Here is a 14,452-nt window from a genome sequence, read left to right as displayed (position 1 = left end):
AATCATGGACCGGCAAGGCGCTGGCAGGACATCACATTCTGTTGTGCATCAAGCTGAAACACTATGTCCGCGCGCGCCGGAAGGTCGGCGAACATATGGCGGGTCACACGCTCATAATGGCTCACGAAGCGGGCCACGGCGGCGTCATCCATGATAGCTGGCGCATCCGGCGCGGCCGCGCGAAGCTTATGTTCCTGAAGTAGCCGGTTGGCGAGAACATGATCGAACGAAGGCGGCTGCAACATCACCAGATGGTCGATCCGCGAAAACAGCTGCGCATAGGAGGTCTGCAGGGCCATGTTCACATGGCGTCGCCAGATGCCTTCGGCGTCCTCCTGCGCCTCCAGCGCGTTGAGCGGCTGGATCAGGCTGTTGGCATCCTGTGGCCGAGCGCCCACACACCAGCCTTCGAACAGCAGAATGTCGACCTTGCCGGCATGGCGTGTCCAGTCGGCCCGCGGCAATCGGTCGTCCAGCGCCTTGCTGAACCGCGGGATCAGGGCTTCCCGCCCGGCGGCCATATCATCCAGCAGCGCGATCCCTGCATCGACATCATGCGTCCCCGGCACCCCGCGCGTGCGGAAGAGGGGATGGATGTCCTGCGCGATCCGCTCGCGCGCCGCCAGGGGCAGGTAAAGATCATCGAGCGAAACCACCGCCGCCGACACGCCATGTTCAGGCAACAGCGACGCGCAGAGGAAGCGACAGAGCGTGGATTTTCCACTGCCCTGTGCCCCGTTGATCCCGACGATCAGGGTGCGTCCTGCCAAGCTGTGCCACTGCGCGATCTGCTGTGCGAGCGGCCGCCACCAGCGATCGACTATCGCCGCGTAGGAGGCGGGCAACTGTTCTGCCGCGATAAGATCATCAACGGACACAGGCATTACAGGCTATCGCGGGGCGTCCGACCCTCCCGCCAGTCGTCCAGATTGGCAAGCGCGCGCATGCCCATCGCTTCGCGCGTTTCCCGCGTTGCGCTGCCCAGATGCGGAAGGAGGACGGTATTGGGCGCATCGCGCAAACGTTGGGAGACATGGGGTTCGCCAGCAAAGACATCCAGCCCCGCGCCGCCGATCCGCCCTGCTTCCAGTGCGTCGATCAACGCGCCTTCGTCGACAACATCACCCCGCGCGGTGTTGATCAATATGGCATGGGGGGCCATGTGTGCGAAAATGGCCGCATCGATGATGTTGCGGGTTTCCGCGCCGCCGGGGATATGCAGCGATACGACGTCGCTCTGCGCCACCAGATCGACCAGTGACGGCACGAAGCGCGCGCCAAGACGCTGTTCATCTTCCTGCGGGCCGGGTCGCCGTGAAAAATAGACGATGTCCATGCCAAAGCCGAAACGGGCGCGCTCCGCCATCGCCTGCGCGATCCGGCCAAAGCCGACCAGCCCCAGCGTCTTGCCGCGCAAGCTGGTCCCAAGCAAATGGGTCGGCCGCCAGCCGGTCCATTGCCCGGCACGCAATTCCCGTTCGCCTTCGCCTGCGCGGCGGGTTGTCATCAGCATCAGCGTGATGGCGATGTCAGCAGTCGCGTCGGTCAGCACGCCGGGCGTATTGGTCGCGACAATGCCCGCCGCCCGCGCCGCCGCGAGATCGATATGATCAACGCCTGCGCCGTAATTGGCGATGATCTGCACCCGTCGCCCCGCCACGCCCAATATGCTGGCATCCAGCCGATCGGTGATGGTGGGGCAGATCGCATCGAAGTCACGCATGGCCGCGGCCAGTTGCGCGCTCGTCAGTGCGACATCGCTATCGTTGAATGTCGCGTCATAGCGCTGCGCGATCAGCGCTTCGACCCTTTCGGGCCATTTGCGTGTCACCAATATCCGGGGCTTGTTGACCATCGTTTCGGATCAGTTCTTTGGTGCCGAGGCGGAGAAATAGGCCGTGAACGGATCATCGGCATGTTCGGGCGGTTCGCCTTCGCGCACGGTCGTACGCCGCATGTCGCGCCGCTCGTTATAAATGTCGAAATCGCCACCCCGGTGCATGGTGGTGAGGTTGTCCCAGATCACGATGTCGCCCGGTTCGTAGGAGACGCCGAACACATATTGCGGCTGGGTGGCGAATTCGATCAGATATTTGATCAGCGCGCGGCCTTCCTCACGGGGCAGGCCCACGACATCCATCGCATGGCTGCCGATATAGATGGCGGTACGTCCAGTCGCTTCCTGATGCATGATCATGGGCTGGCGCGCTTTGGGTCGGCCGTCAATCTCTTCCTCCGTGATCGGAAAACCGGCGAGCAGGCGCGAATACCAGAGCGAATGGTCGGCTTCCAGCGTATCGATCTTCGCCCGGATGTCGGCCGGCAGATCCTCATAGGCCGATCGCATGTCCGCGAAATAGGTGAGGCCGCCTTCCTTGGGCACCTCATAGGCGAGCAGCAGCGAATAGGCCGATCGCAGCTCCATGAAGGAAGAATCGGTATGCCAGAGCCGATCGCCTTTCTTGTGCAGCACCATATTTTCATCGACCAGTATCTCGCCCGCCGGGGTGAGGTTGCTGGCGTCGAATATTTCCGGCGTGTTCGGGTGGCGGCGCGGCCGGTTCTTGACCGCAGGCGCGGTTTCCAGATGGCCGAAATGGCGACTGAAAGCGATGTGGGCGGCATTGTCGAACCCGGTCCCCCGAATGACGCATACGCCCCATTGGTTCATCGCGTCCTTGATGGCGGCGAAATCGGCGTCGCTCAACGGTTTGCCGACGTCGATGCCGGAAAGCTCCGCGCCAAAGCGCGCTGTTATGGGGGTCGCAGTCAGAGCCATGATCATATTTCCTGTTAGGCTTGGTCGGCTTTCGCCGGAAGGATGGTGTTTTCGGTGGGAACGGTATTGCGGGCGGCCCGGCGCTTGCCGACACGGGCGAGCAGGACGAGCGACACGGCAGAGAGCAGGGGCGTCGCCGCCAGCAGCACGAACAGCAGGCGCGGCTGCATGTTCATCGCCAGCAGATAACCGCCCAGCAGCGGCGCGAAGATCGAGCCGATCTTCGCCACCGACGTTGCCCATCCAGCGCCATTGGCGCGGATCGCGCTGGGATAGAAGATGCCAGCGATGGAATGCATGCCAAAATGCGTGCCGCTGATCATCGCCATGCTGAGCAGAGAGAAGGCGGCCAGCCCCTGTAGCGAGACGGGCGCCAGACCCATGACCAGCAGCAGCGGCGCCGCCAGCATGGGATAGAAGGCGATGGCGATCGGACCCAGGCGGTCAGTGAAGCGCATGAGCGCCAGCCCCGCGATCGAACCGCCGATCGAACTGATGGACATGATCATCGCCGCCTGGGTCCGGGTGAAGCCGACATCCTCAAAGATGATCGGTCCCCAGTTCGACTTGAAATAGACCGCCATCGAACTGCCGATATAGGCGAGCCACAGCAAGCTGGTGATCGGGCGCAGATCGCCTTTGAACAGGGTCGTGATGCGGAAGCTTTGCCCGGTTGAGGCCACCGCTTCGTCGGTGACCGTGAAATGATCCTGCGGCCGCGCGCCAAGCCCCGGCGCCAGCGCGTTCAGCGACCTGGCGATCTTTTCGGGCGATCGTCCCTTGACCGCCAGATAGCGAGCGGATTCGGGGAGGAGGGCAAGGAGAATGGGTACGAGCAGCAGCGTCGCCACGCCCGACACCATGAATACCGATTGCCAGCCATAATCGGGCGCCAGCCAGACTGTCATCGGCCCGGCGACCACGCCGCCCAGCGTATAGCCCATCATGATGACGGTAACGACAGTCGCGCGATAGCGGCTGGGCACGAATTCGATGTTCAGCGCCCAGGCAAGCGGCATCAGCCCGCCCAGCGCCAGACCATTGAGGAAACGGAGGATCAGGAGCATATGCATGTTTGGCGCAAGCGCCATGGCTATGCTGGTGGCGCCAAAGGCCACGACCGATGCGATGATGATCGGACGCCGCCCATAACGGTCGCCCAGCCAGCCAAAGGCGATCCCGCCCAGCATCGCCCCGAACACGCCCGTCGCGAACAGTTCGCCCAGCGAAATCACGTCCGCACCAAATCCGTCGCGCAGATAGGGAGCGACGAAAGAGATGACGAGCATGTCGAAGCCATCGAGGAAGGTGACCGCCCAGGATAGCGCCACCAGCCGGATGATGAACGCATTGATCCGCTGACGTTCGATCACATCCGTCAGATGGATGACGACAGGGGGTGACGGATCGGTTGCGTTCATGCTCATATCGGCTCCTGTCGATCCCGCGCCTTATGAACCGAAGTGGAAGCGCGCGCCGACCTTGAACGCGCGACCGACCGGATCGAACAGGATCTGGTTGGTGCCGCCCGACGGGCCGGGCATTGCGGGCGGATCACGATCCAGCAGATTGTTGACCGTCGCAAACAGCTGGAAGGTCCGGCCATTGCCGGTATCGACATTCACACGGGCCGTCATGTCAAGGTAGAAGCGGCTGGGGACATTATTGTTGTCGACGCTGTTGGGCGCGGTAACGGCATAGCCATCCTGATCCGGCCCGACGAAATTGGTCCAGTAAATCCCCGATGGAATGTAGCGGCCATGGCCGGTCAACTGGAACTTGCCGACGGTCCAGGTAAGGACGCCGTCCAGCACATAGTCGGGCACGCCCGGTATCGTACCGGTACGAACGCCGGTCTGGCCTGCGCGGTCCACTGCGCCCAGGGCATCGACGGTCGTCAATTCTTTGGTGATGTTCGCGATCAGTTGCGCATTCAGTTCGCCCCACGATCCGATCGGCTGACGATATTGGAATTCGATGTCATAGCCGCTGGTCTTGAGCGCATTGGAATTGAGGATGACGTCGCGAACCTGAAGAATCTGGTTGTTGGCGTCGCGCGTGATCTGGCTGCAGAAATTGGTGGCCCCTTGGGCGCAGCGGTTGACCAGCGTTTGCGCGCCCAGCGCGCCGATCGCATCGGCCACCTTGATATTATAATAATCGACCGACAGACGCAGGCGCTGGAACGGGCCAGTGCGCGGCGCAATCACGAAACCGCCGGTCCAGCTGTCCGCCTTTTCAACGGAAAGATTGGGATTGGAGCCGGTTATGACGAAGGGGTTGGTTTGCAATCCTCCGTTCAGCGGGTCGGACAGGCCGATCGAGCGGAGCGTCTGCGGCCCGAACAGTTCAAAGATGTTGGGCGCGCGGATGTCGCGTGACCGCGTGCCGCGCAACCTGACGCCTTCGACCGGTTCATAGACCAGGCCAGCCTTCCAGGTCGTGACCGATCCTGTGGTGCTGTAATGGGTGCGGCGGGCCGCGCCATTGAGATCGAGCGCATAGCCAAAGGCTGAATCGCGCAACAGCGGCACGGCGACCTCGCCAAATACCTCCTTCACCGTCACGCCGCCCGACAGGGCCGACCCGTTGAGGGAATAAAAGCCGTTTGCCGCGGAGATGGGGTCGGCGGTGCCATCGACCGTATCCCGGCGATATTCCGCGCCGACCGCCACCGTAACAGGCCCGGCAGGCAGGTCGAACAATTCGCCGCGCAGGTCGATGCCCGCGACATGCTGTTCATTGACGGTATGTTGCAGGCCGTTGCCGGTGATGTAGCCCACCGACGCCTGGCTATATTGCCCTTCGCCAAAGGGGTTGAAGGGGACGCAGGAGGGATCGTCATTGCTGGAGATGGCATCGGCATTGACGCGGCAGACGGTCTGGCCGCCGGACTGTACCGCATCCACCGCCTTCAGCAGATTGGCCTGATTAACGAGGTTGGTCGCGCGCTGGGTGAAGTTGGTGCGGCCATATTGGTAGAAGCCGTTGATCGTCCACCTGTCGCTCAGTCGCCCCTCTACGCCCAGAACGCCGCGATAGGTTTCCGTGGTCGATGTTGCACGGCCAGGGCCAAGGTCGAACGCGGCCTTGCCCAGGATGAAGGAAGCGACGCCGTTCGCATCCATTGCCGACGCGACGGCGGCGGGAATGAACGGGTTGTCGCGCTTGATGCGACCCAGCAACGTGCCATTGAAGTCGCGGAAGATCGCGCCGTCGACCGTGCCCTTGACGCGGCCATAGGATATGTCGGCGGTGAGCGTCACATCATCGGTCAGTTCCGCCGTCAGCGCGCCATAGGTGGAAACCCGCTCCAGCGGCACTTTGAGCCGCAGGGCCGAAATGAAGCCGTTACGCCCCTGTCCTTCGCCGCCAAGCATGAAGAGCGGGCCGACCAGCGTGCCATATTGGAATTGACCCGGCGTGCCGTCGGGAAGGAACTTCGTGCCGCGCAGCGGGTCGGTAGCCGTCGTGCCGATCGCCTGACCCGCCGCATTATAGGATCGGTTGATCAGACCGCCCGGCGTCATCGTCGATGTATTGACCCCGGCGATGATGAGGTTGGCGGGCAGGCCACCGGCGCCCGGCGTGTTGCCGAGGATCAGGGTCTGGCTGTTGCACCAACTGCGGCTAGTGCAGGTGCCCAATCCTTCCAGCTTTTCATATTCCACCGCGCCGATGATATGGACGCGTTCGCTCAGGCGCATGCCGCCCGACAGGCTGGCGAACAGATTGCCATCATCGCCCCGCTGGGACATGCCCGCGGCGAATTCGCCGTCCAGCCCTTCCTTCTTGCGATCAAGGATGAAGTTCACGACGCCCGCGACGGCATCTGAACCATAAGCGGCCGAAGCGCCGCCAGTCACGACATCGACCGTGCGCAACAGGGACGATGGAATGAGGTTGGTGTCGACCGAACCCTGCACGGTGCTGGGGACGAAGCGCTTGCCATCGACCAGGACAAGCGTGCGTTGCGGATCAAGCCCTCGCAGATCGAGCAACCGCGCGCCGATATTGCCGCCCAGATTGGCCTGGGCCGCTGGACCGCTCGATGCGCGGAAACTGGGCAGCTGGTTCAGCGCTTCGCCGACATTGGTGATACCCAGCGCATCCAGACGTTCCGCCCCGATCGAGGTGACGGGCGTCGGCGCGTTGAAGCTGGACCCAAGGCGCGTCCCCGTCACGACGATGTCGGTTGTGGGGAGATCGGCGGGGACCGCGTCGTCCGATTGCTGGGTGGCGGGCGGTGGGGCCGTAACGGCATCCTGTGCGGCTGCGCCGATCGGCAATGCCGCCATCAGTGCCCCGGCAATGGCCCGGCCGCTCACATTTGCACGCATGTGCTGGGTGCTCAATCGCATCATCATTTCCCTCTCCTGGCCTTCTGCTGCGGCCTCTGGGGCAATGTATGTATCACGGTACATATATTGTCAACGGCTTCATCCATTGGCCAGATCGGCAGGAAAACGCGCATTTTGCAGTTGCTTAAGAGCGCCGCTAAGAACGACTTGGGGGATAAAATTCAGCGCACCCCGCATTGCGATGGGAATGATATGGCTACCGACGACTCCAATCCGGTCGACCCGTTCGACAGCAACACGCCGCAATATCGCGCCTATTTTCCCGAAGGATCGCGGGACGATGTCGAATTTCGCCTCACGCGCATGCTCTCGCTCGCGGCGCGGCGTTGGGGAACGCATGTCGAAAGCCGGATGCTCGCGGCGACCGGTCAGTCCAGGCCCAGATGGCAGACCCTCTTCGTCCTGAGCGTGGCGCCGCCGCCTGTTACCACATCGCTGCTTTCGGCCCGTCTGGCGATCCAATGGCCGCCGCTGATCCGGACGTTGAACGCGCTGGAAGCCGACGGTCTGATCCGGCGGACGGAAAATCCAACCGACAAGCGATCACGCCATATCGAGATAACGCCCGCCGGTATCGAGGTCGTCGAACAGGTTCAGCCGATCCTGTCCGAGATCCGGTCGGCGGTATTTGCCAAACTGAGCGAACAGGACATGGAACTGGCGACGCGCGTGCTGGGGATGATCATTGCGGGCGTGGGTGAGGCTCAGGACATGGACGATGACCCCGTGTAACGGGGATGGCTTGTCCCTTGCGGCGGTCACGCCCGTCTTGCAAAGCTGGCTGGATCGGCCGCGTTCCACCAGTTCGCAAGCCGCGGATCGCGTGCACCGTCCAGCAATTCTCCCGGTTGCACGAACGGATAGATTTCGTCGATCGATCGCATCTCCGCCGCGTTGATCCGCTGGCGCAGGCCATCCGGGGTGAATTCGTCCGGTGAATTGAGACCAGCGGCCACGACAATGTCGTGGAGCGCGTCGAGCGTTGCCCTCTGGAAGCGGGCGACCCGCTCTGCCTTTTCGGGCACCACCAGCGCACGCTGACGCGCGGGCGATTGGGTGGCTACCCCTGTCGGGCATGTATCGGTGTGACAGCGCATGGACTGCACGCAACCAAGCGAGAACATGAAGGAGCGGGCCGCATTGCACCAGTCAGCGCCCAGCGCCGCATTCATCGCGATCGCCGCGCCGGAATTGACCTTGCCCGATGCGGCAAGGCGCACCTTGTCCTTGAGGTTCGTGCCTACGAGCGCGTTGCGCGCCAATATCAACCCTTCGCGCAACGGCATGCCGACCCGGTCGGACAATTCGGTCGGCGCAGCGCCCGTACCGCCTTCCGCGCCGTCAATGACGATGAAGTCGACCAGTATCTCCGTCTCGATCATCGCTTTTGCCACGGCGAACAATTCATGCGGATAGCCCACGCATAATTTGATGCCGACCGGCTTCCCGCCGGAAAGATCGCGCATCTGCGCGGCGAAGGCGAGCAGTTCGCGCGGCGTCGAAAAGGCGGTGTGGAAAGGCGGCGACAGGCAATCCTCGCCTTCTGGAATATCCCGAATCCTTGCGATCTCCGCCGTCACCTTCGGGCCTGGCAGCAAACCGCCATGGCCGGGTTTTGCACCCTGGCTCAACTTGATTTCCGTCATGACCACGGCGTCATTGGTGGCCTTGTCGCGAAAATGAGCCGGATCGAAATTGCCGCTGGCATCGCGGCAGCCGAAATAGCCAGACCCCAATTCCCACACTACGTCGCCGCCATGTTTGAGATGATAGGGCGACAGTCCGCCCTCGCCAGTGTCATGATAGAATCCGCCAATCCTGGCACCCAGATTCAGCGCTTCGATCGCATTGCTGCCCAATGCCCCGAAACTCATCGCCGAAATATTGAGCCGCGCGGCGCTGTAAGGTCGACTGCACTGGTCCGTTCCAACGGAGACGCGTGTATATTTTTCGGCATGGCGCGATGGCGCTATCGAATGGGCCAGCCACTCATATTCCTCGGAATAGACGTCCAGTTCGGTACCAAAGGGATGGGTCGACACATCACCCTTGGCGCGCGCATAGACGAGCGCGCGCTCGTCATGGCTGAAAGGGCGTCCGTCCAGATCGCTCTCCACGATGTAGGATCGCAGGAAGGGCCGCAGCCATTCAAAGAACCAGCGGAACCGGGCCGAAACGGGATAGTTGCGGCGAAGGGAGTGGTGCGTCTGCAATAGGTCGATGAGCGCCACTACCAGCAGCGGCACGAACAGCAGCAGCAGCCAAAAGGCGCGGGGATGGCGCAAGCCTGTCAGCGTCACGGCGATCGTGCCGACCAGACCCGCCAGCAGCAGGGCGTTGCGGGACAGGGCGTGGTCGCGGAACAGGGAGTCCGCCAGGGCAGGGCGCCTGTTCATGACAGCAGGTTCCGCACGATGCCCACGACATCCCGTCCGCGTCCGTTCAGTACCGCCTTGGCCGAATAGAGCGCCATGCCGGCCACCTGCCCCGGCTTCACATTGGGCGGCATCACCAGTTCAAACCGATCGGTCACGACATCGAGCAGTGCCGGGCCCGGCTCGGCAAGCCAGGCTTGCACCATCGATTCAAGGTCTTGCGCCTTTTCGACCCTCCATCCGCGAAAACCGATGGCTTCGGCCACCCGCGCAAAGTCGGGATTGACCAGTTCCGTATAGCTGTCGAGCAGCCCCTCGACCTTCTGTTCAATCTCTACGAAGTCGAGCGCGCCATTATTATAGACAACGACTTTGATCGGCAGCTTTTCCTGAATGGCGGTCAGCAGGTCACCCATCAGCATGGCGATCCCGCCATCGCCCGACAGGGAAATGACCTGCCGGTCCGGGAAGGCCGCCTTGGCCCCCAGCGCCTGAGGCATCGCATTCGCCATCGTGCCGTGGCTGAGACTGACGACCGTGCGGTTTTGCCCGGTCGAGGCGATATGGCGCAGGCACCACACCATCGGCGATCCGCCATCCGCCGTGAATATCGCGTCGGCGTCCGCATGACGGGAGATCATTTCCGTCAGATATTGCGGATGGATCGCGCCGCCCTTGCCTTCCGTCGCGTGCTTTGCCTGCGCCGCCACCGCCTTGCGATGATGATCCAGGCATTCATTCAGAAACCCGTCGTCCTCGCGCGGTGTGATGCGCGGCAGCAAGGCTTCAAGCGTCGGTCCAATATCGCCAACCACCCCGATATCGACGGGATGGCGGCGTCCCAGATGCGTGCCGTCAAGATCGACCTGCAGGATGGTTGCCTTGTCCGGGTAGAATTGCCGCCATGCAAAATCGCAACCAAGGAGCAGCAGCACGTCGCATGACATCAAGGCGTGATAGCCCGACTCGCTGCCAAAAATGCCGGTCATGCCTACGTCGAACTGATTGTCGGCTTCCAGAAAATCCTTGGCGCGCGATGTGCGAGCGACCGGCGCGCGCAACCGGCTGGCCAGCGCTACTACCGCATCATGCGCCATCTCGCAGCCTGAACCGCCATAGATCGCCACGCGCTTGCCGGCATTGATTGCGCTGGCCAGCCGGTCAAGCTCCGCGTCGGAAGGCAGCACGACCGGCGCGGCGCGGTGCACGGTGAAATGCGGCTCGTCAGGCGCTTTGGCGCTCGACACGTCCGCAGGCACGATCAGCACCGCCACCCCTCGCTTCGCCAGGGCGGCTTGCGCCGCCATCGCGGTCATGCGTCGTGCCTGGGCAGGCGTGCGGATTTCCTCGCAAAAGACGCTGCACGATGCATAGACCGATTTGAAATCGACCTCCTGCGGGAAGTCAAAGCCAAGCTCGTCGCGGACGATCTGGCTGGCGATCAGTATCACTGGCGCGCGATTGCGGTGCGATTCGAACAGGCCGTTGATGAAATGCAGGCTGCCGGGACCACAGGACCCCGCACAGGCAGCAAGTTCGCCGGTCAGCATGGCGTCGGCGCCCGCCGCAAAGCCTGCCGCTTCCTCATGCCGGACATGCACCCAGCGTATGTCGCTGGTCCTGATCGCATCGGTGATGTGATTGAGCGTGTCTCCGGGAACGCCATAGCAGCGGCGTACGCCGGCAGATTGCAGCGTTTCTATGATCACCTGTGCGACTGTCGTCATGCGCCTGTCCTTTGCAGCGTACTCGTCTGAGCCAGGAAACGCACAAGGGGCGCAAGTGGGGTCATTGCGCACGCGAAAATATCGCGCAGAAACAAATCAGGCGTAGAGTCGTTCCTGAGGATTGGCTGAAAGGCAGGGGGTAGAGAATGGTGGACGAGCAAGAGGCCGCGACCGGCGCGCAGCCTGCGCCCCGGATGCAGGTGAATGCGCCGGTATTCTATATCTCGGCGGTGCTGATCGTCGCCTTCGCCGCGTTCGGCGCGCTGTTCCCCGATCGTGCGGGGGACATGTTCAACTCTGTGCAGAACTTTATCGTGCGCGATTTCGGCTGGTTCTACATCGCCTCTGTCGCCGGCTTTCTCATCTTCGCGCTCTACCTGATGCTCAGCCGCTATGGCGACATCAAGCTGGGGCCCGACGACAGCGAACCGGAATATAGCTATCTTTCATGGTTTGCGATGCTGTTCAGCGCAGGCATGGGGATCGGCCTGATCTTCTTTGGCGTGGCTGAGCCGGTGCAGCACTATGCACTGCCCCCGGTGGGCGAAGGCAAAACCGTGGAGTCCGCCCGGCAGGCCATGGTCCTGACTTTCTTTCACTGGGGCCTTCACGCCTGGGCGATCTACATCGTTGTTGGGCTGGCCCTGGCCTATTTCTCGTTCCGCCGCGGACTGCCCCTGACCATCCGCTCGGCGCTGTTTCCCCTGATCGGACGGCATATTTACGGGCCGGTCGGCCATGCCATCGACATTTTTGCCGTCTTGGGCACGATGTTCGGGGTGGCGACCTCGCTGGGCCTTGGCGTGCTGCAGGTCAACGCAGGTTTCAGCCATCTGTTCGGCATCCCCACCAACAGCAGCGTTCAACTAGGTCGTGAACCCATAAATGGCGGCGGCTAAAGCCCTTTGTATAAGGCTCTCGCTCCGAAGATGGCGGCGACACAAAGAGCGATCCCTGCGATGCCCTTTGCTACGCCCCAGATAGTTTGGGTTTCGGCATTGAAGAGCAGAATTGCCCCAAAAACAGCCGCCGCACCTATGGCAGCGAACGCGGACTTTGCAGCGATCAGGTCCTCGTTGAATGGGTCTGACATGAGGCAGACAATATCGTATTTCGGTCGCGCCACCTACAGTGGCTTTTCTTTATGCACGAAAGCTGATTCAGGATCAGCATGAGCCGATATGATCTGACAGACTTTGAATGGCGCGTGATCGAGCCGCTCTTGCCCAACAAACCCCGAGGCGTCCCACGCGTTGATGACCGCCGCGTGCTGAACGGCATCTTCTGGGTCTTGCGTTCGGGCGCACCTTGGCGTGACTTGCCAGAGCGCTATGGTCCGCGCACCACCTGCTACAATCGCCTTGTGCGTTGGCGCAAGGCAGGGGTGTGGGACCGAATGATGGATGCCATCACCGCCGCCCATGACGGTGACATCCAGATGATCGACAGCACTTCCATCCGGGCGCACCAACAGGCTGCGACGGCAAAAAGGGGGGTCGAGATCATTGTCTCGGTCGATCACGCGGTGGACTCACGACGAAAATCCATGCCGTCGTCGACGCGCAAGGCCTCCCGATCAGGCTCGGCCTGACTGCTGGCCAAGCCCATGATGGGCAGGTCGCCGACGAACTGCTCAACCATCTCGGGCCGCACATGGTCGTGCTTGCCGACAAGGCCTACGATGCGGATCGCATCCGCACACTGATCGAGGAGCAAGGAGCCACGCCCAACATACCGGCCAAATCTAATCGAAAGTGGAAGCCCTGCTTCAGCAAACGGCTCTATCGCGAGCGCAACCTGATCGAGCGGTTCTTCTCCAAGCTGAAGCACTTCCGCCGTGTCGCAACCCGCTACGACAAGCTCGCCGAAAACTTCCTTACCATGGTCAAACTCGCCTCGATCCGCCTGTGGCTGCGCGTTTATGAGTCTACGGCCTAATACTCATCGCCGCGATCACCGGCATGGCCACGCTGTCGGTCGTCGCCGGGCTCGACAAGGGCGTCAAGCGCTTGTCGGAACTCAACATCGTGCTGGCCATCGCGCTGCTGCTGTTCGTGCTCTTCGCTGGATCGACCGTATTCCTTCTACAGGCCTATGTGCAGAATATCGGCGCCTATCTGGGCGCGGTGGTCCAGCGCACGTTCCGCATGTACGCCTATGAGCCGAATCCGTGGATCGGCAGCTGGACGATGTTCTACTGGGGTTGGTGGATCGCTTGGTCGCCCTTTGTCGGCATGTTCATCGCCCGCATCTCGCGCGGGCGCTCCATCCGCGAATTCGTGACCGGCGTGCTGCTGGTACCGGTGCTCTTCACCTTTCTGTGGATGACCGTATTCGGCAATACAGCCATCGCGCTCGACATGGGCGGCGTCGCGCCCATTGCCCGGACCGTGGTCAACAACCTTCCCGTCGCGCTGTTCGAAGTGCTGGAGCAACTGCCGCTTTCGACGCTGGCGTCGGGTATTGCGACCTTGCTGGTCATCACCTTCTTCGTAACGTCGGCTGATTCAGGGGCCCTAGTGATCGACATGATCACGTCTGGCGGGGCGGAAAACACGCCCGTTTGGCAGCGCGTATTCTGGGCGGTCTGTGCCGGTACGGTGGCGGCGGTGCTGCTGCTGGCGGGCGGGCTGCGCGCGTTGCAGACCGCCGCCATCGCCAGTGCCTTGCCCTTTGCCGTTGTCATGATCTTCATCTGCTATGGCCTGTTAAGGGCGCTGCAAACCGAGTCCGACACGGGCGCACTCGACCTTTCCGGCGCGCAAGAGAGCGAAGATGAAACGCTGGGCTGGCAACGGCGCCTCGCCAATATCGTCCATTTCTACAAGGAAGCGGAAGTCCGCGCCTTCATAGACGATGTTGCATCCCCTGCGCTGGATGCCGTGGCTGCAGAAATGAGCGCGGCGGGCTTTGCGCCTGACATATCGCGCGGGCCGGACCATGTGACGCTCGCCGTAAACCATGGCGACCGCGGTGCATTCAGATACAGCGTGAAGCTGCGCGGCTTTCGCACGCCAAGCTTTGCCTGGGCCGAAACACGCAAGGCGCAGCAAGGCGACAAGCTGCACTACCGCGCGATGGCGCAAAGTCCCCAAGGCGATCAGCCCCGTGATGTGACCGGCTATACGCGCGAGCAACTGATCCACGAAATTGTGGGCCGCTATGCCAGCTTCCGCCACATACGCCGCATGGCCTGATCGCGTGGCCCCG

At 62.2% G+C, this 14,452-nt stretch carries 12 protein-coding genes; 4 read left to right on the top strand and 8 right to left on the bottom strand.

Translation table 11 applies throughout. The features are described 5' to 3' along the window. Positions 1-2: 2 nt before the first annotated feature. The 5 genes from IWY39_RS22885 to IWY39_RS22865 are packed head-to-tail and all read right to left on the bottom strand — an operon-like array spanning position 3 to position 7,146. Complete coding sequence (locus tag IWY39_RS22885) at positions 3-884, bottom strand: kinase (protein WP_107126338.1); 882 nt, start codon at positions 882-884, stop codon at positions 3-5. Continuing rightward, positions 884-1,855 carry a 2-hydroxyacid dehydrogenase gene (locus tag IWY39_RS22880; RefSeq protein ID WP_107126337.1) on the bottom strand — a complete coding sequence of 324 codons (972 nt, stop codon included), beginning with the start codon at positions 1,853-1,855 and terminating at the stop codon, positions 884-886. Before IWY39_RS22880 ends, IWY39_RS22885 begins: the two co-directional genes overlap by 1 nt. 9 nt (positions 1,856-1,864) lie before the next feature. Further along, entirely contained in the window at positions 1,865-2,779 is a 915-nt protein-coding gene (locus IWY39_RS22875) for a TauD/TfdA dioxygenase family protein (RefSeq protein WP_229380801.1), read from the bottom strand. A 14-nt stretch (positions 2,780-2,793) separates the two neighbouring features. After that, on the bottom strand, positions 2,794-4,206 hold the full coding sequence (locus IWY39_RS22870; RefSeq protein ID WP_107126335.1) for an MFS transporter: 1,413 nt from the start codon (positions 4,204-4,206) through the stop codon (positions 2,794-2,796). A gap of 24 nt (positions 4,207-4,230) precedes the next feature. After that, positions 4,231-7,146 (bottom strand): TonB-dependent receptor domain-containing protein, encoded by a 2,916-nt coding sequence (locus tag IWY39_RS22865; protein ID WP_107126334.1) that lies wholly within the window; start codon positions 7,144-7,146, stop codon positions 4,231-4,233. Positions 7,147-7,332: 186 nt separating this feature from the next. Here IWY39_RS22865 and IWY39_RS22860 point away from each other — a divergent pair, with 186 nt between their 5' ends. After that, complete coding sequence (locus IWY39_RS22860; protein ID WP_017181261.1) at positions 7,333-7,872, top strand: MarR family winged helix-turn-helix transcriptional regulator; 540 nt, start codon at positions 7,333-7,335, stop codon at positions 7,870-7,872. Between the two features lie 26 nt (positions 7,873-7,898). On the opposite strand, the gene IWY39_RS22855 is transcribed toward IWY39_RS22860, so the two are convergent. Together IWY39_RS22855 and IWY39_RS22850 are read right to left on the bottom strand one after the other, a co-directional pair. After that, a complete protein-coding gene (locus IWY39_RS22855) occupies positions 7,899-9,536 on the bottom strand; it encodes an FMN-binding glutamate synthase family protein (RefSeq protein ID WP_107126333.1) in 1,638 nt (545 codons plus the stop codon). After that, positions 9,533-11,242 carry a thiamine pyrophosphate-dependent enzyme gene (locus tag IWY39_RS22850; RefSeq protein WP_107126332.1) on the bottom strand — a complete coding sequence of 570 codons (1,710 nt, stop codon included), beginning with the start codon at positions 11,240-11,242 and terminating at the stop codon, positions 9,533-9,535. The genes IWY39_RS22855 and IWY39_RS22850 overlap by 4 nt, the downstream gene beginning before the upstream one ends. 146 nt (positions 11,243-11,388) lie before the next feature. Here IWY39_RS22850 and IWY39_RS22845 point away from each other — a divergent pair, with 146 nt between their 5' ends. After that, positions 11,389-12,141 (top strand): BCCT family transporter, encoded by a 753-nt coding sequence (locus tag IWY39_RS22845; RefSeq protein WP_229380800.1) that lies wholly within the window; start codon positions 11,389-11,391, stop codon positions 12,139-12,141. Here the strand turns inward: IWY39_RS22845 and IWY39_RS22840 are convergent. Further along, positions 12,138-12,335, bottom strand: a complete 198-nt coding sequence (locus IWY39_RS22840) for a hypothetical protein (protein WP_107124774.1) — start codon at positions 12,333-12,335, stop codon at positions 12,138-12,140. The two genes, IWY39_RS22845 and IWY39_RS22840, sit on opposite strands and share 4 nt — an antisense overlap. Positions 12,336-12,413: 78 nt before the next feature. Between IWY39_RS22840 and IWY39_RS22835 the strand changes: the two genes are divergently transcribed. Together IWY39_RS22835 and IWY39_RS22830 are read left to right on the top strand one after the other, a co-directional pair. Further along, a protein-coding gene (locus IWY39_RS22835) for an IS5 family transposase (protein WP_107124775.1) occupies positions 12,414-13,180 on the top strand; the annotation gives its coding sequence in 2 pieces (ribosomal slippage) (positions 12,414-12,738 and positions 12,738-13,180; 768 coding nt in all). Between the two features lie 23 nt (positions 13,181-13,203). Next, positions 13,204-14,439 (top strand): BCCT family transporter, encoded by a 1,236-nt coding sequence (locus IWY39_RS22830; protein ID WP_229380639.1) that lies wholly within the window; start codon positions 13,204-13,206, stop codon positions 14,437-14,439. Positions 14,440-14,452: the final 13 nt, after the last annotated feature.

Origin of the sequence: Sphingobium sp. JAI105 (assembly GCF_015752145.1) — a bacterium.
GTDB lineage: Bacteria > Pseudomonadota > Alphaproteobacteria > Sphingomonadales > Sphingomonadaceae > Sphingobium > Sphingobium xenophagum.
This window is presented reverse-complemented; position numbering and strand designations above follow the sequence as displayed.